The sequence below is a fragment of the Brevundimonas sp. genome (assembly GCF_016463295.1).
In the GTDB taxonomy this organism is placed as follows: domain Bacteria; phylum Pseudomonadota; class Alphaproteobacteria; order Caulobacterales; family Caulobacteraceae; genus Brevundimonas.
In genome coordinates this window covers 139,098-156,225 of record NZ_JAEMRO010000002.1, presented here as the reverse complement: position 1 = coordinate 156,225, position 17,128 = coordinate 139,098, and the positions used below count along the sequence as shown (strand labels likewise).

Sequence of the window (17,128 nt, the reverse complement as noted above, 5' to 3'; positions counted from 1 at the left end):
ACCCATGTATGAACTGACCAAACAATTCCGCTTTGACGCCGCCCACACCCTCGAGCGCGAGATCGAGGTCGAGGGCAGCCGTCGGATTCACGGTCATTCCTACCGTGCCGAAGTGACTCTGCGCGGCAGGCCGGACCCCCAGACTGGCATGATCATCGACACGGGGTTGCTGGCCAACAAGCTGGCCCAGGTCCGCGATGCGCTCGACCATCGTTTTCTCGACGAAATCAATGACCTCGGCCCGGGGACGATGGAGAACCTGTGTGCCTATATCTGGCGCAAGCTCGAAGACGAGATCATCACGCTCCACAGCGTGACGGTGCTGCGAGACTCTACCGAGGACCGGGTGACCTATTATGGGGAAGCGACCGCGTGAGCGGTGCCTTGGTCCTGTTTTCCGGCGGCCAGGATTCCGCGACTTGCCTCGCTTGGGCGCTCGATCGGTTCGATCGCGTCGAGACCATTGGCTTTGATTACCGGCAGCGCCACCGGGCCGAGTTGGATGCCCGCACCGTCGTCCTCAACAAAATGCGTACCTACAAGGATTGGGATGAGCGGCTCGGCGATGACCGCGTCCTCGATCTGAGCGTCCTCGGCGAGATCAGCCACACGGCCCTGACCAAGGACGTTGAGATCGTCACAACCGCGTCCGGCCTGCCCAATACCTTTGTGCCGGGCCGTAACCTGCTCTTTCTCACCTTCGCGGCCGCCGTCGCCTATCGCCGCGGTCTCAAGCACGTAGTCACCGGGGTCTGCGAGACCGACTACTCCGGCTATCCTGATTGCCGGGACGATACGATCAAGGCGCTCCAGGTGGCGCTCAACCTCGGCATGGAAACACGCCTCGTTTTAGAGACGCCGCTGATGTGGGTCGACAAAGCCGAGACTTGGGCCTTGGCGGATGGGTTGGGCGGGCCGGACCTCGTCGAACTGATCCGATCCGAAACCCTGACCTGCTACCAGGGCGAAACCGAAACCTCCAACGCTTGGGGTCGAGGCTGTGGCGAATGCCCCGCCTGTGATCTGCGCCGCAGTGGTTTCGACCGCTGGCGCGCCGCCTCCGCCTGATTCATCCACCGGTCTGCCTTGCGTAATGATTTGCCAACGCAAGGTTGCTGCGCTTTGATGTCCTCAAGGGGGAGTTTGAGTGCAGGGTTTACAGTCCGAGGTCGCGGCGCGGCCTAGCGATCACGAACGCTTCCCTTACGATGACGCTGGCCTCGGCAGGGTCCGCGTTAATGGCTGACGGCTGGCTGGAGGATACGCTTCGGACGACGCGAGAGCGCTATCAGACGGCGACGGCGCCCTCAGATCGCCTCGCCCTGCTCCGGGAGTTGGCGCGGCTGAGCGGCGGTCGCGCCCTGCCTCCCGCGCCGCTCATAGCGGCGGAGACCGCGCAGCTGCCCCGGTTTGGACTCGCGGCCACAGCGGATGGCGCTGTTCGAATCCTCGACGAGGATCTCTCGGACATTGCTCCCGGTCTGGACGTTGCGCTCAGGATCGACGCCGCGCCGCGGGGCGGTGTGTCGCCGGCACCGGCAGACGCCGTCCTGCTTCGCCTCACGCCTCACGGTCGGTACCGCAGTCGTGCCCAGAAGTCCGCCGTGCAGACCGCCCTGACGGCTCCCAGAGGGAGTTCCCTCATGGTCTCGATGCCAACCGGCGCCGGCAAGAGCCTGCTTTTTCAGGCTCCCATCCTCTTCTGGAGAGAAACCAATCCGGGGGCCTGCGCCGTCGTCATCGTGCCAACCATCGCGCTGGCGGAGGATCATGAGCGCACTCTGCGGGCCATGCCGGGCCTGGAGGCCAGTCGGGCGCTTAGCGGTTCAACGCCCCCGGCCCAGCGCGAGGAGATACTCGCCAACTTCCGCAATGGCGACATTCCGCTGCTGCTGCTCTCACCAGAGGCCGCGTTTGGGGCCGCCCGACCCGATCTTCTGCAAACGGCTCTCGACCTCACCGCGCCGGAGAAATACGGCCAGAAAGGTCTCCTCTCGGCTGTCTTCATTGACGAAGCCCACATCATTGAGAGTTGGGGACGAAGCTTCCGCCCTGATTTCCAACGCCTCCCCGCGCTCATCAGGGAATTGCGCACGCGGAATCCGGACCTGCGCACCGTTCTTCTCTCCGCGACCCTGGTCCCCGCCTCCCAAGCCGTCCTGCGCGCAGACTATGGCGCCGGTGCTTGGGGCGAGATCCATGCGCGCACGCCACGCTATCAGTTCGATCTAAGCGCTGCGGATTTCGCGGATGAAGCCGAGCGAGACACCGCTCTGCTTCGTCTGATCGACCGGGCGCCGCGACCCGCCGTGGTCTACACGACGCGGGTCGAGCACGCCGTTCGACTCCACGACCGCCTGACGCAGGACGGCGGCTATACTCGCATCGCTCTGTTCACTGGCGCGATTTCGGATGCGAAGGCTCGACGGGATATCGTTGAACGTTGGGCGGCCGGCGATCTTGATCTGGTGATCGCGACATCAGCTTTCGGCCTGGGGGTCGACAAGGCTGACGTGCGAACGGTGATCCACGCCTGCCTGCCCGAGAGCGCAGCCCGTTGGTATCAAGAGGTCGGGAGGGCATCGCGCGACGGCTATCAGGGCTTAGGCGTGACCCTCTGGACCCGCAAAACGGAGCGCGCAACTCGGCGACGCCGGACGACCGAAGAGGTCGATAGTTACGACTCTGACGAAGACGATGCGGCGTCGATGGCGGGTAATGGCTGGCTGTCGGCCGAACTCGCCGAGGCGCGCTGGACCGCCCTGTTGAGGGGCGCCAGCAGCGATAGCAGAGATCCGGCTACGGGCGCGGTGCGCCTGATCCTGCCGCTCGACGCAGCGCGGGACGGTCTGGACCCGCGCTACACCGGCGAACGTAATCGGGGCTGGAACCGCAGCCTTCTGAACCTGATGCAACGCCAAGGCGTGCTGACGGTCGAGGCCGAGGCGCCGCGTGAGGACGAAACACCCAAGCATTGGCGAGCGACGATCCTGTGTGACGAGATTCTGGACGCTCAGGACCAGACGTCTTGGTCGAAGGTCTGGGCGCGGGTTTTCGCCGGTCGCGATCAGGAGGCGGGCCTCGCCCGCGCCGAACTGCGAGCTTTTGTGACGGCGATGAAGCGGCAAGATCGCGATTGCCTCCTCAGGTCCGCCTACCGTCTGATTGAGCCAGATGCTGCGCCCGTTGCGTGTGGCCGCTGCGAAGCCTGTCGGCGGCAGGGGGTATTTCCGCCTGGGGGGCTTCGTTCCGATGTTGCGCGCTTCGCCTGGCCGCCCCCCGAGGCTCTGCGTCCGACCCTTCCGCGCGGGCTGATCCTCGTCGCGCCAGAAGGGTCCCAGGACCGGCTCATCAGCCGCCTGGCCCGCTCCGGGATCGAGCAGATCGTGGCTCCAGAGGCTGAAGCCGCCCACATCGCCGCAGCCTTGGCAGACCACCCCGTCCGGTACGGTTTCGTTCAATCCGCCGAAGACTGGCTGCGCCGTGACGGCATGCTTCCAGATCTCCCGACCGCCTTCCTGCCTCCGCCATCGTCATCGCTTGGACCATGGCTAAGGGAGCTTGAGCGGATGACGAAGGCGCGCCCTGATCAACATCTGATCCTGGTTGCTGAGCCGACCTCGCGGGTTGATGGTCGAGCGCTTCACCAGATCGCCTCCCAACACGCGCCGTATGGCGAAGCGATCCTTGATGAGTATATCATCGCGTCCGATGGAGTGAGCTCATGAGTCTCCTTAGCAGCACCCAGGGGACGCCCGAGAGAGTGTGGTCCGCCATCCGGATCGTCGAGGCTGAGGGCGGGCGGATCGGTCGCGACGACCTTTGGACCTGGTTGAACCCCGCCTTTGTCACCGATGGGGTTGCGCGCCAGATCGCCGGCGAGGCCGAGCGCCAGGTGATCGGCGCGGCATCCAGCCTCGAGTTCCTCAAACTCGAAGCACCGGACTATGTCCTCACCGCTGACCCCTTGGCCGACTACGAGGCCTATGCCGACGAGGTGCATGATCGGCTCTGCCGAACTTCCCCAGACCATCCTGACCACGTCATGCTGGAGACTTTCGCCTGGCTGGGTCTCAAGGCGGAGAGTTCAGGCACGGACTGGGCGGCTGCAGGCGACTTCGCTGACCGGGTCGAAGCGGACCTTGGGAACGCCCAGACGGGCGACGCCCGACGTTTCAACGACACCAAACAAACCGCGTGGAGGCGTTGGATGGGCTTCCTTGGCCTGGGCGTTCAACTCCCCGTACGTTTGAGCTTCCACCCGGATGTCACGCGCCGGATCGCCATCGAACTGAGGCGCGCCGGGCTCCCGACCGGCGTCGCTCTCCCGATTGATGCGGTCCTGCAAGCCCTGTCTCAGCGCATGCCCTATCTGGATCGCGGCACCCTTCGCGCCCGCGTGGCGGCTGCAACGTCGATCAAGGACGATCCGAAACGCCTGTCTCACCTGCTCAGTGCGGCGTTGCGCGAACTGCATGACGAGGGACGGGTCGTGCTGGACCGTCGTGGGGACGCCACCGGCTATGTAGATCTGGCGCCTGATCCCTTTCACGAGGTGAAGTCGGTCCTCACCATCAAGATCCTGGCAGGCTCGGATGACTGAACTGCACCACCCACCCTGCTGGACGCGCGCGAATGCGGACGCGATCCTGCAAACCCAGGCGCTCGCGGCGGAGGAGGCCATTTTCCTCGCCACCCACACCGCGGTCCGGGACTTCGAAGCGACATCAGAAAAGTTCGATCTGGAGGCGGCTACCCAGGAGGGCTTGCTCAAAACGCTGTCGAACCCGGCGCGTCGCCACGCCTTCTGCGTCGTCCAAGGCGAACCCGGATCGGGCAAGTCCCACCTGATCCGATGGCTGGAGGTCAACTGGCCGGCCGAACGGGACTTCTGTCTCCTGATTCAGCGCGCAGACGGTTCGCTTCTCGGCGCGCTGAAGCAACTCAAGGCGAAGCTTCCAGCCGAACTGGGCTATCTCTTCGACGGTCTGGGCCAGAGGCATGCGGCCGGACTCGAAGGCCGCGCCTTCCAGTTTTTGACCACGCTGGGCGCGATGCTGGCCGCCAACTATTTCGACGCGCCGCCCGAGGACATCGAATGGTGCCGTGATCATGAACCCGACAAACTGATCCTGTCAGCGCCCGTGCGAGAGCACTGGAAGGGCCCTGATCGCATCCTGCGCATCATGAGCGGGGGCAAGGACCGCAACTCCGCGTCAGCCACCTTCGACATCCCCGACGTGATCGAACTCGGCGAGCTTTGGCAAAGCCATACGGCCGGTGACTCGGAGAAGGCGCGGCGGCTCGGCATGAAGCTGTCCCTGGAGAGCAGCGTGATCGAGGAGGCGCTGGCGCAAGGGTCCTCCATGGAGCACATCCAGGCCGATCTCGCCGATCAGATCCCCAACGTTCTGATGATGGTTCAAGCACTGAACGCCCGACGCAATCAAGCAGTGCAGGGCGTGCTCGGTGTTTCCGCCGAGGCCCTCAAGCGCCTCTTCATGGAGTTGCGCGCGGAGTTGGCGCGCCAGGATAGGGACAAGCCGGCGAGCCACCGTCGCCGCCTGGTCCTCCTGCTCGAAGACGTGACCATGTGGGAGGGGCTCGACGATAGCCTGGTCGACGCCCTGGTCGCCGACGCGACCTTGCGCGACGACGGCGACGTCTGCCCCCTGATTTCGGTGATCGGCCTGACGACCGAATACTACCGCCAGCTCAAAACCAACTATCAGCAGCGCATCACCCACTCCATCCGACTCGGCGTCAGCAGCGATGGCCAGGCCCGCGAGATCGCAGCCCTTGGCCGCGGCGAGCGGACCCGGTTCGTGGCGCGTTATCTGTCCGCGGTCCGAACTGGAGTGGACGACCTGGTCGCCTGGCGGTCCGCCTATCGGGATGACGCCTCGCTGGAGCCGCCCAATCCCTGTCCGATGTGCCCCCGCGTCGAGCCGTGTTTCAGTGCGTTCGGGCAGGCCGACGGAATCGGACTGTTTCCCTTCACGGCGGAGGCGGTCGACGGCTTCTATGAGGCCCTCAAGAACGATGATGACGGCCAAACCCACAAGACGCCCCGCGGCGTGCTTCAGGGCGTTCTCAATCCGACATTGCTCAATCCCGAGAGGCTGGAAACGGGCGCCTATCCGGGTCCCGAAATCGAGTCCCGCTATCTGGAGCCGCCCTTCCTGGACGGCTCGATGCGGACCCTGGTTCGCAACAGATCCGATGATCCCCTCGCCGAGGCGCGACTGAACCGCGTCCTCCGCTATTGGGGCGACCTTCGTCCCCGCAAGACGGTCGAGGACGGCGTCGAACGTTTCGCGGGCGTGCAGCGCAACGTGCTGGAGGCCTTCAACCTCCCCTGGATCGGGGACGGGCAGACGGTGTCCGCGGCCGAGCCTCCGGCGACGCCGGTTCGTCCCTCGGCGCCTGAGGCCGGCGCCCAGGGCGACAGCCAGCCTGCTGCGCCAACCGGGCCGGCCCAGCGCGTCCGCACGGTGACGACGCCGACGCGAGTGACGAACGAGCCCCGACAGGCGACGCGGCAGGAACTGCAGAGGCTGCTGGCACAGGTCGAGACGCTTCGGACCGACGGCATCGTGCCCAATGTCAGCGAATGGAATGACGCGGTGTACCGCGTCGTCCGCGAGATGGATCCGCGTCGGCTGGGCACCGACCGTCGCACCTTCGAGCAGGTCTTCACCGCGTCCAACATCAAGATCGCCGGCACCGGTCAGACGGGAAGCACCCACTTCGTCATCCCGCGAGAGGCCTGGCTGATCGAAGGTCTGGAAGCCTATGCGCGGTTGCGCGTGGACGATGACCTGACGGGCGAGCAGACGGAATTTCACAGAGGGCGATTGGCTCGTTTCAGCCGTCGCCTTGAACAGCGGGCGCGCTCGCATCTGGACCGACTCCTGCCGCTCACCACGGACGGCCGCCGATGGTCGCCTGTCGCCGCCGCGACCCAGGCGCTGGCTGTCCGCGCCTGGTTACGCGGCGCGACCTCGCCGACCGAACGCAGCGCCGTCCAGTGGGTCGCCCTGCTGAGCGACGAAGGCGAGCCTTCAACGGCGCCCAGTCAGCGGACCCAGCCCTGGCAGGAGGCCTTGACGGGCAGCGACAAGCGTCACCAGAACGTTCGGCAGTCTCTGCGCCGCATGATCAGCCTGCCTCAGGGAACGGCGGCTACCTTTGGTCTGGCGGACGCCAGCATGGCGGCCGAGGCGCTTGCTCAAGTCCGCAATACCCTCGCCTTCTCGCCAGGCGTGGAACCTTCGACGCCCGAGTTGCCCTTCGACTGGCGCGATATTCGCCCCATGGCGGACCGCCTGGCGCAACATCTGCCGCGCATCGTTCGCGGCGAAAACGAAATCCTCAAGGATCGCGTCAACCGTCTGATGGCCATGCTGCGCGGCAAGGCGCCGCGGGACCATAATGAACGGTTGGTCGCCCTCATCGATCAGGTGTCCAGCGACATGATCGGCAAGGCGACGACGGAGGTGAAGGCCTGGGGAGACGAGCGGCGACGCCAGGCCCGCATTCTGGAGACCGAGCCCCACAATCGCTTGATCGAACTGCTCTGGCGGCTCTCGCCGGAAAGCGGCTCGACACCGCTGACCGGTCCCGAAGGCCTGGCCTGGCTGATCGCCGCGCCTGCGGGCGAACTGTCAGGCGCTCTAGATCTCTTCAGTCGTGGTGAAGCGGCCGTGGCCGCCCTCCTGCCCCATGTCCGCGATCTCGTGGGCGACGCCGACAAGACCGTAAACATCGATGACATTCATACGGCGGGGCGGACGCTGGCCGAGGCGGCTGAACACGCGCGCGAACGACTGGAGGCCGCGAAATGACGGACGCTCTTGAACGTCTCGAAGACCTCGCACCGCGTATCGCTAGCTCCAAGAAGAGCCTAGCCTTTGGCGCAGCGGCTGATAAGGCCCGGGTTCCCGTCGAGCAGGCCCCCCGTCATGCGCTCTTGCTGGCGCGCCTTGTTCAATGCGCGCACGACCTGGACGGCCTGAACGACGCGGCCCTGCGCCAGAGGTTGTCGGGGGCGATCGCCAAGGCGCAGAGCGTGGGCGAAAGCCTTGAGGACGCCGAGACGGCGGATGAACTTGAGGCGGCCGCGGCGGACTATCCTATGGTCGGCTCCGCCCTGATGCAGGTCATCGAGCGGCTCAGAAACCACTGGTCCCAACTGGTGGCGCAGGATTTCGTGGACTTGGCCGCTGTCGGCCACCTCCTTTCGAAGATCGCAGGGGCGGAGGCAATCGGGCATGATCTGGTCGAGATCAGCACCGCCGCCCAGACGCTCGCCAATGGTGATCCGTCGGCCGAGAAGCTTGCCGAAGGCGCGCCGGCGCTTCGCCTGAGGCGGGCCCAGACCCTGGACGCGATGCAGGCGTTTACCGACGAACCCGAAGTCGACACCTTTCTTGAAGCGGTCACGCGCCAGGAAGCCAGCCTGGACATGGTCACGCCCAAGGTCATGGCCTGGTTGACGGAGAAGGGCGCCTTGTCGGCTTTCCGCGTCCGCGGCTAGGCCTCTTCACAGAGGAAGCGGCTCAGCAGCGCACGGCTCGTCGATGCTTCCATCAGGCCTTCGCTCATGAGGTCGCTCGGCCGATGCACGCAGGCCGGGCAACCATCCACGCAGAGGCGCGCGCTCAGGCGATAGACCTGGTCCGCCAGCCGGCCTCGCGCGCTGAGCCCCTCCTCTTGCAACCCTTCCTCCAACCCGCCATAGGCCGCCAGCAAATGGTTCAGGACAGAATCGGGCTGGGTTTCGGCGCCGCGGACGGCGACGCTCGTCGCCTCCCAGGCGGTCGGCGGGCGCCCCAGTCGAGCTTGCAATGAAAGGCTCGAGCCGCGCACGGCGAACGCCAGGTCATAGAGATCGAACCGTTCGCTTCCGACCGCTTCAACCCCGAACAGAACCCTCAGGACCCCGGCCGGCAGCGGCATGTTCGGATCCAGGCCGAGAGGTTCGGCCAAGGTTTGGAGCGCGGCCGGGTCGTTCGGATCGAGCGCCCGCCAACCGGCATGGTGCTCCTGAAGAGAGAAGAGGCGATCCAGCGCGGCGTCCTCTGTCGCATTCGGGCAATCACCAAGGAAGCCGTCACGCCAATGGCTGGCGGCGTCGTCAGCCTGACCGACAAAGGCGCGGGTCGTTCCGTCTCCATGATTACCAACTTCACAGATGATGATGTCGCGGCCTCCCTCGAGGTCGGCGCCGAACTGCAGCGGCAGGGCGGCATGAACGAGGACCTGCCGATCATCTCCGTGCCCGATGTGAACGAAGCTGTCCTTCAAGCGGAGCGCTAGACTGTGAACGACGGCGGACTGCAGCCAGGCCCTGATCTCGGCGCGATCTCCCGCCGCCCGCAGCGCCTCTGACAGGATCGGCTTGAGACGGTCGTCAGAGAAGGCATCGGCCACCTTGACCACGCGCTCGGGCGACAGGAGCGGATGACAGGCCAGCAGATCCGCCCGCACATCTTCGAACAGGGAGGCGATATCGCCCTTGTTCCAGAGGAAGGCGATCCGATTGAGCCGGTCTAGATAGGCCGGGTCGGCCAGGGCGCTAGAGATCAACTCACCGGCGCGGCGCATCTGGAACATGTTCAGCCCGAGCGACTGGGCGCCGCTCTCCACCTTCCAACGGACCAGGGCGCTCACGACGCGCTTGCGGGCCTGATCATCAACCGTCAGCCGGGCCGCTTCCCTGTCGAGGAAATCGCCCAGCCGACCGGCGTCGAGACGGTAACGAACTCCCTCAGTCTGCACGTGATAACCGTGCAGGGTCGGCCCCTTGCCTGGCGAGGTGAAGACCTGGGTGATCGGAAGGGTTTCGCGGGGCGGGCCGGTCAGAACGAGTTCGGCGTCGGCGCCCCAGAACACCCGCGCCAAGCCGAGACCCGTCGTTTTGCCGCCAACGCCGTCGCCGAGGAAGGCGTTGAAGGCCTCGACCCAGGGCTTGAGCCGTCCGGTGGACAGCGGTCTCGCCTCATCGTCGGCCGGCTTCAGGACAGGAAAGCCGCGCAGATGGCTATGAGACTGGTGGCCGATCTGCCGGTTTTGCGGCGCATTACGCGCCGGAACGAGATTATCGCTCGCGTCCAGCCCGAAGTCGGCGATCCAAGTCGCGCCATGCACCTGACCGAGGCGCTGCAGGGTGATCTGCCGGGGCCGGACATACTCCGCCTCAAGGCCGGGCAACAAGGTTCTCGCCTCCCTTGGCAGACGCTCAAGCCAGGCGTTTGGATCATCACCGAAAGGCCTCAGCCTCTGGGCAGAGTCATAGTCTTGCGCGGCCAACCATGGCCCCTGCCCCGCCACCGGTGGGCGCCAGTCGACCTCGACGGCGTGATAGCGTCGCGTGGCGCCGCCGGGCGACACGGTGGCGGCGGCGAGAGACACGTCCTCCGCGCGAGGTTCGGCCTCACCGGCGCGGATGACGTTCAGTCGGGGCAGGTTGATGGAATCGAACAGAAGGTCCGGCGCCCAGTCGAGCTCGCCGCGTAGACGCGGCAGACCGGAGCCCCTGGCTGTGCCATTGCGCTGCGCGAGGGCCAGCGCCCAAAGCGCGCCCAGATCCGCCGCGTAACCCTCCCAGACAGGGCCGCCGAACACGCGCCGAACGAGCGCCTCGGCCTCGACCAGCGCCGGCGGGGGCGGCGTGTTCGGATCGAAGCCGCCGAAACGCCGCTCGTAGCGCGCGAAGGCGTCTAGGATGGTCGAGACGATCTGACCGCGTCGCACGAAGAAATTGTCGGGGTTGAGGGGGCTGTTGAAGCCCGTCGGCTCGAGCATGGTCCACGGTCGTTTGAACCACCAGCTATCGCGGCTCGTATAGATGGACAGGGTCACCGCCGTGATGGGGCGGTCATCGCTGCCGCGCCCTCCCCGCCCCTTGCGTTGAACGAAGCTGGCGAGATTCTGCGGCGCATAGTGTTGATAGACGAGGGTGATATCCGGATCGTCGTAGCCGACCTCCAGCGATGAGGTGGCGAAGACCACGTCGGCCGCCTTGATCGCGTCCTCGACCCGTCCCGTCGAGGCGGAGGTGACGGGCCTGTCGATGACGCTCAGCGGTTGGCCGGGTCGCCGCAAACCCTGGGCACCGATCTGGGCGGTGTCCTGCGCGGCGAACACCCAACATTCGCCACCCTGGAACCGGTCGCACCCATAGGGCTCGCCGCAACACTGCGTCGGGAGTTCTCCGGTCGCGGGATCTTCGGGATATTTTCGGGTGCGGTAGCTTGCGAGTTCCTTGCCGTCCTCGGCGTCGGTGTAGTCGCCGTGCAGGCGGCGAACCTTGTCGATTGAATCGAGGAACACCACGCTGCGGAATCCGCCATCGCTGTCGGTCCGTCGCCTCATGCCATGGGCAAGGCACATCAGGCTCTGGATCGTGGTGGAAGCGCCCGCGATGTCCGCGCCGCGGGACTCGACCTCGGGCTGGATGAAGTAGAAATACTCCCGGCCGCGCGGATTGATCTCCTTTTCCTTGTCGCTGGCGGCGATCGACAGAACCTCGGCGCGCCCGGCGAGCCGGCCCCAGGTGGCGGCAGGGTCGCCCAAGGTGGCGCTCATCCCGACCATCAGCATGGCGGGGGCATCCGGCGCATTGATCGCGGCGCGCGCTGACAGGCGCTGCAGCGCGAGCGCGACCTGGGCGCCATGGACATGGGAATAAAGGTGGATCTCATCGGCCATGACCGCCCGGGGCGGGGCGTACGCCGGATCATCTCCGAACAGGCGGCCGGCGATCGGATTGTGCATCCACTGATGCAGCGAGTCCGTCGTGATGATGAACAGCGCCGGCGGCGTCTCGCGCAGGCCATTTTTGCTGCCGATCCAGCCGTCGAACGACCAGTCGCACGCCACGCATGCCAGTCGGTCGGCGCCGGCGTCCCCTCCCCCATTGTGGAGATGGAGGGTCTGACCACACTCCGGGCAGCCGAACAGGGGGAAGACGAGTTCGCGATCGGACAACAGCCGCCAGCCCTCGTCTCTGTCCCAGTCCTGAAGGGCGTCCAGCCGATTGGGCGTGCCCTTGAACTGCATGCCGACGGTGAGTCTGGGGGCTCCGGGTTGGCGTGAGAGAATGGCCGCATAGCGCACGAGACGCTGAGCCTGATTGGTCGCGAGCCTGATCCGGGGATAGGCGAGCACGGCTCGCACGCCCTTGACGCCAGCCAGACGGTCCGCCGCGGCGCCGGCGATCAACGGAAGGGCCGCCGCCTCGGTCTTGCCGGCCCCGGTGTCTGCGGAGATGACGACGGCGTCGGTCCCGACTCCCGCCCAGGCGCGACTGAGCGCCTCTAGGCTGCGGCGCTGGAAGCCGGCGATGGTCGCCTTCGGGCCCCAGAGCCCAATGAGGCCGTCCTTAAGCGATATCAGGGCTTGGGCATGGGTCCCGCCCAGTTCCGCCGCCAGATCATCGAACACGGCCGCCAGCGGTTCGGATCTGAGGGGCTTGTTGCGATCTCGCAATTCCACCTTCAGGCTGCGAACCAGGAAGGGGCGCTTATCCGCATCATCCCGATCGAACCGCTGCTTCACATAGCGGACCTCGCGGGCGAGTTCGGCCATCCGGCTACGCACGCGCCCCTCGCCGGCGAACAGCACCCAGCCGTTCGCCGCGAGCCGACCCAGCGCGGCCTGGGCTTGGGGTCGACTGAAGCCTTGGCCATCCGCCAGGGTGGCCGCCGAGGTCCAGCCTTCAAAGACCCCGAAATTGATCCGTTTGGCCTCCAGGGTCTCGAGCGCGTTCAGGACCGCGAAATCTTCATCGGACAGGGCCGGCGCTTCGGGCGGTTCGGGCAAGGGCTCCAAGGTGGCGACGCCCGTCCATTCGATCCTGAGCTTTTCGCCATCGCTCGAATACTGGATCAGCCCTTCATCGCGCAGGCGATCGAATGAAGGCCGCACGACGTCCCGTCCCTCAACGTTCACCCAGGCGAACTGGCGTCGAACATCGTCATAGAGGGGCGGCTTGCGGCTTCGCTTGGACTGGTTGATGACCTCCTCAGCGCGGCCTTTGACGGTTTCATGGTCGGCCGGGAAGATCCGGCGGGGCGGGTCGAGCGGCCGCGCGTTCCAGAAATTGGCCTTGGCCGTAATGACTTGCCACAGGTCGATGTAACCCCCGGCCTGCAACCGGCTCAGACCGGGCAGAACGGACTTTGGCCCGAGGCGCTTCTCGAGCGCAAAACTCGCGGCCGTGCCATAGGCGCTGGCGAGCGCGACATCCCGCACAGCCTGAAGGAGATGCTCGTCCTCATCGGTCAGGGCTTGGGTCGAAGGCGGCGCAACAGGCGCCTGGACCGGCGGGTCGATCAGGTCTCCGGAGTCTTCAAAGCCGACAAGACGGATCTGAACGTCGACCTTGGCGCCGGTGTTGTCGACGACCTCGACTTCGCGCATGAGTGCCGCGTCGAAGACGAACTCGCGCAAGCCCTCGGCCTTGTCCATCTGTTCCTGGTCGACCGGCGAGGCCTCAAGCAGGCGGCGGCTGATCAGAACGATCAGCTTGTGACGCGCTCGCGTCACGGCCACGTTGAGGCGTTCGGGCGCGAAGATGAAGTCCGCCTCGGCGAGGGCAAACTCGGTGTCGGCAACACAGTAGGACAGAACGACCGCATCGCGCTCCTTGCCCTGGATCCGGTCCACGGTTTCGACGAAGGCGTTGGCGCGCAACGGCGCCGGCAAAGCGTTTCGAATGGCTGTGTTCTGAGCGCGGTGCGGACTGACCGCCGCGATCCGTTCACGCCAGAGATCGCTCTTGTAGGCCCCGTCCGCCTCGGTCACATCCTCCAGACGCTCGGCCAGCTTTTCCAGCAGCCGCGCGCTGGCCCAAGCTTCGAACGGATTGCTGCTCGAAGCGGACGGACCGTCATGGACGAGAACCGCGATGGGCCAATCGGGGTCGAGCGCATGCGCTTCCCACGGCTCAAGTCCTTCACGCCAGTCGGGTTTGAGGGCCAGACGCGCGTCCCGGACGGCGTCCGCCGATCGATATTTGCCGAGATAGAAGGTCTTCTCCGGGAAGGTCGTGAGGGGTCCGTTGAGGCGGAAGGTTTCTTCGAGGGCGAACTCCGGCGCGCCCGCGGATTTCAGGAAGGCGTAGAGAGAGCTTCCGAGTTGACGTCCGCTGACATCGACGTCGCGGCCCGCACGGATCGGGGGTAGTTGCCGGTCATCACCAGCGACGACGATCCGCCCATCGGGCTTCAGTCCGGAAAGGGCCATCAGGCCTTGGCTGAGCACCAGTTGCGACGCCTCGTCGATACAGACAAGATCAAACAGAGGAGCCAAGACGCCGTCGCCGGGCGCCTTCTTGTGCGAAAGCAGGCGGTGCAGTTGCCAGACCGAGGCGCCGACCACGACCGCCTCGGCGTCCAGGTCCGCGAAGGCCGCCTCGCCCTCCTGTTTGGCGACCGAGGCCCGATGCTTGATGCGCTGCGACAGTCCCGCGGGAGGCGCTGCGCCCAGGTAATGGACGTCGAAGGCCTCTGGCGCGAACTGTCCGACCCGGGCGGCAACGCTGTCGAGAAGATTGCCTATGGCGTTGCGGGTGAAGGCGCTGACGAACACGCGCGCCGGCAGGCCGGCCGATCTCCGCGCCAGGATGTAGCCGACGATCAGCCACGCCAGGAGGTGCGTCTTGCCGGTCCCGGGCGGGCCGAGCACAAGACCCGCGCGGGTGGGAGCCAGTCCCTCCCAAGCGGTGACCTGCGCGGGTCGCAACGCAGGCCCGCCGCCCTCTCTGAGGAGGGGCGCAGCGACCTCGCGAAGCGCCTGAAGCCAGACCTCCGGATCGCTCGCGCCGGTGGCGAAGGTCTCTGGCTGATTGAGAAAACGCAGGATGTAGTCGCGCGTGCTCATGCCGCCTGCCCCGCGGCCAGATGGCGCAGGAAGCGCGCGGCCTTGTCTGTGTTGAAGTCGATGAAATGCCGATCGAGATGCCAGCCGTTGGCCGGCGTTGTCCGGAGCAGGTCCTGGAAGAGGGGCCCGTCGAAGACATCCTTTCGTACGATCACCTTGACGATGTTGGGATAGGCTAGGTCCTGCTGGGACGGCTGGAGGATCCGACACTCCACCAAGGGCCACTGCAGCATATCCAGGCGCAGGTCCGGCTGGTCGTCGGTGAGGATCAGTTTGAGATCGTTGGGCCCGAGATCGCTGTCCTGACTGGCGGGCGGAATCCTGAACCTCATCAGCTTGTCGCGGCCGTAGTTGACCATGGACATCAACTCGAGGCCCGCCATGGCGCGGCCACCGTCCCGGCGTCTGCTGGCGGGTTGGGCCAGGTTGACCAGCGCCTCAAGAAGGCCCGCCCGGTTCTCCAGAAGTTCGCAGGCGATGAGAACATCCAGGTCCGCCGCATCGAGCGGATCAAACGTCTCGTGGAACAGGAACGGCCGCTTATTCAGCCGCAGCATAGGCGCGCCGGCGGCGGCCGCGACCGCATGCTGTTCGTAGAGCCAGGCGATCACCGCCTGCAGGGCGCCAAGCCGGGCGGCGACATCGGCGACGATGTCAGCCGTTTCGGGCGCACCGGCCACGCCTTCCCGGAACCCGCGGATGACGTCGATGGACAACAGAGACGAAAACGGCCGCTCGAACCCGTCCGCCGGCGCATAGGGCGCGGCGGCGCCGACGGTGGCGAGCGCCTGGCTGACCTGGCGCAGATCATAGGCGACCGAGACGGGCAAGGCGTAGAGTTGCTCCACGACACTGCGGACGGCGGTGGCGGGCAGATGGTGCGCGCCTTTGAACTCCGGCTCCGGAACGATGTCCTCGGGCGGAAACAGCCGGACCAGATGCAGGAGGGCACCGCGGACGCGAGGGTCGTCGAGATGACGGCCGACCGCCTTTTGCAGGCTCAACGCTTCGGAAGGCTCGTAGAAGAATATGTGCGCATATTGGAGCGCGGCTTCGTCGCCCCGGTCCATCGCCTCGCGATTGGCTTGATCCACGGCGGCCAGATCGGTGATGAGCCGGCCCATGACCCCCACCAGGGCGTCAGCTTCATCCTTGAGCTCCGCAGTCTGGGGGACGCGGATGTCATCGCTGGTCGTTCCATCCGAACCCATGCGGCGATAACCGATGGCGGCGATCCGATCATCGACGGGGTCGTAGTCGACCGAGACCAGAAACCGCAGATCGGCTCTCGGCGGCATGAGAAAGCTGTGCTCCTCCTCGGTGCGCTGGATGGTGTTGGTCGACAGGGCGGCCGCCCGGGCGACCAGCCGCGACGCATTGCGGGTCAGCGACCATCCCGCACCGGGAGTCTTCGCCAGACCGTGGGCTTTCGACAGCGCCCCGACAGTCTCGATTCCCATCCTTTTGAGCGCACGTTTGGACTCGTGGGTAACGCCGGGGACCGCAGACACGTCCCGCGCCGCGCCCAGCTCCGGTGCAATCGATTGCACGCAGTGTTCCCGGAAGGCGCACTGTTCGCATTTGAAATACAGGTGGTGGAAGGTCTGATCGGACGGACCGCGGCCGATACGCTTCTGGGCGATCACCGGCAGAGTCTGGCTGCAGAAATCGTCGACCTGACGCAGATAGGGACGCAGGGCAAAGACCTCCGGCTCCGCCCGATCGCCCTGGGCCGTCCCGCTGTCCGGGATACGCCAGACCTCCCCGTCTCGGTTCAGGGTGGCGGGAGCGGCCAGGCGGATCTCGGCGAGCCGCTCTTCCAGCACCCGCACATAGAAGGCGATCTGGGTCTTGTGGAAAGCCGTGGCGCGCCGGGTCGCCTTGATGTCGATGATCGTGAAGCAAGCACGACCGTCGGGCAGGATTTCTCGCCGAACGAGATCGGCGATGTTGCGGTTGAGTTCTAACCCGGTGCCCTCCAGAAAACGCGGAACGCCTTTGGGCTTCAGATTGACTTGGGCGGCGTAGGTCTCCGATCGTTCGCCGCGCAGAAAGGCAAGCGTCAGTCGCTCGGACAGGACTTTCTCGCCTGGCGCCGGCTGCAGAACTGACGCTTCGGCCGCCAAGCGATGGACCACGCGATCTTCGAACTCATTGCCGAGTCTGGCCCAAGGGGCTTCGCGAATGTCTTTGAGCACCGGCACAGCCGCCAGTTCGTCATCGCTTGAAAGCTCGTATC

The 17,128-nt window shown here is 65.9% G+C and carries 9 protein-coding genes; 7 read left to right on the top strand and 2 right to left on the bottom strand.

Annotation, left to right across the window (positions count from 1 at the left end; all coding sequences use genetic code 11):
• Positions 1-4: 4 nt before the first annotated feature.
• The 6 genes from JHC81_RS01850 (at position 5) to JHC81_RS01825 (ending at position 8,539) form a co-directional block, all read left to right on the top strand.
• Positions 5-376: a 6-carboxytetrahydropterin synthase gene (locus tag JHC81_RS01850; protein WP_292169863.1), complete on the top strand. Its 372-nt coding sequence runs from the start codon at positions 5-7 to the stop codon at positions 374-376.
• A complete protein-coding gene (queC, locus tag JHC81_RS01845) occupies positions 373-1,068 on the top strand; it encodes a 7-cyano-7-deazaguanine synthase QueC (protein WP_292169862.1) in 696 nt (231 codons plus the stop codon). Before JHC81_RS01850 ends, queC begins: the two co-directional genes overlap by 4 nt.
• Positions 1,069-1,208: 140 nt before the next feature.
• The gene (locus tag JHC81_RS01840) at positions 1,209-3,728 is read left to right on the top strand and encodes a DEAD/DEAH box helicase (RefSeq protein WP_366465407.1); all 2,520 of its coding nucleotides are present in this window, start codon (positions 1,209-1,211) and stop codon (positions 3,726-3,728) included.
• On the top strand, positions 3,725-4,603 hold the full coding sequence (locus tag JHC81_RS01835) for a hypothetical protein (protein ID WP_292169858.1): 879 nt from the start codon (positions 3,725-3,727) through the stop codon (positions 4,601-4,603). The genes JHC81_RS01840 and JHC81_RS01835 overlap by 4 nt, the downstream gene beginning before the upstream one ends.
• The gene (locus JHC81_RS01830; protein WP_292169857.1) at positions 4,596-7,847 is read left to right on the top strand and encodes a hypothetical protein; all 3,252 of its coding nucleotides are present in this window, start codon (positions 4,596-4,598) and stop codon (positions 7,845-7,847) included. Before JHC81_RS01835 ends, JHC81_RS01830 begins: the two co-directional genes overlap by 8 nt.
• Positions 7,844-8,539, top strand: a complete 696-nt coding sequence (locus JHC81_RS01825; RefSeq protein ID WP_292169856.1) for a hypothetical protein — start codon at positions 7,844-7,846, stop codon at positions 8,537-8,539. The genes JHC81_RS01830 and JHC81_RS01825 overlap by 4 nt, the downstream gene beginning before the upstream one ends.
• Here JHC81_RS01825 and JHC81_RS01820 read toward each other — a convergent pair.
• Both JHC81_RS01820 and JHC81_RS01815 read right to left on the bottom strand, forming a co-directional pair.
• A complete protein-coding gene (locus JHC81_RS01820; RefSeq protein WP_292169854.1) occupies positions 8,536-14,889 on the bottom strand; it encodes an AAA domain-containing protein in 6,354 nt (2,117 codons plus the stop codon). The two genes, JHC81_RS01825 and JHC81_RS01820, sit on opposite strands and share 4 nt — an antisense overlap.
• Positions 14,886-16,535, bottom strand: coding sequence for a hypothetical protein (locus JHC81_RS01815; RefSeq protein WP_292169852.1), 1,650 nt, complete (start codon positions 16,533-16,535; stop codon positions 14,886-14,888). Before JHC81_RS01815 ends, JHC81_RS01820 begins: the two co-directional genes overlap by 4 nt.
• Between JHC81_RS01815 and JHC81_RS01810 the strand changes: the two genes are divergently transcribed.
• On the top strand, positions 16,485-16,856 hold the full coding sequence (locus JHC81_RS01810) for a hypothetical protein (protein ID WP_292169850.1): 372 nt from the start codon (positions 16,485-16,487) through the stop codon (positions 16,854-16,856). The genes JHC81_RS01815 and JHC81_RS01810 overlap by 51 nt on opposite strands.
• Positions 16,857-17,128 lie beyond the last annotated feature (272 nt).

Coding starts and splice junctions, on each gene's coding strand:
- JHC81_RS01825 (WP_292169856.1), top strand. CDS start 7,844: ATGACGGACGCTCTTGAACGTCTCGAAGACCTCGCACCGCGTATCGCT.
- JHC81_RS01820 (WP_292169854.1), bottom strand. CDS start 14,889: ATGAGCACGCGCGACTACATCCTGCGTTTTCTCAATCAGCCAGAGACC.
- JHC81_RS01850 (WP_292169863.1), top strand. CDS start 5: ATGTATGAACTGACCAAACAATTCCGCTTTGACGCCGCCCACACCCTC.
- JHC81_RS01840 (WP_366465407.1), top strand. CDS start 1,209: ATGACGCTGGCCTCGGCAGGGTCCGCGTTAATGGCTGACGGCTGGCTG.
- JHC81_RS01830 (WP_292169857.1), top strand. CDS start 4,596: ATGACTGAACTGCACCACCCACCCTGCTGGACGCGCGCGAATGCGGAC.
- JHC81_RS01835 (WP_292169858.1), top strand. CDS start 3,725: ATGAGTCTCCTTAGCAGCACCCAGGGGACGCCCGAGAGAGTGTGGTCC.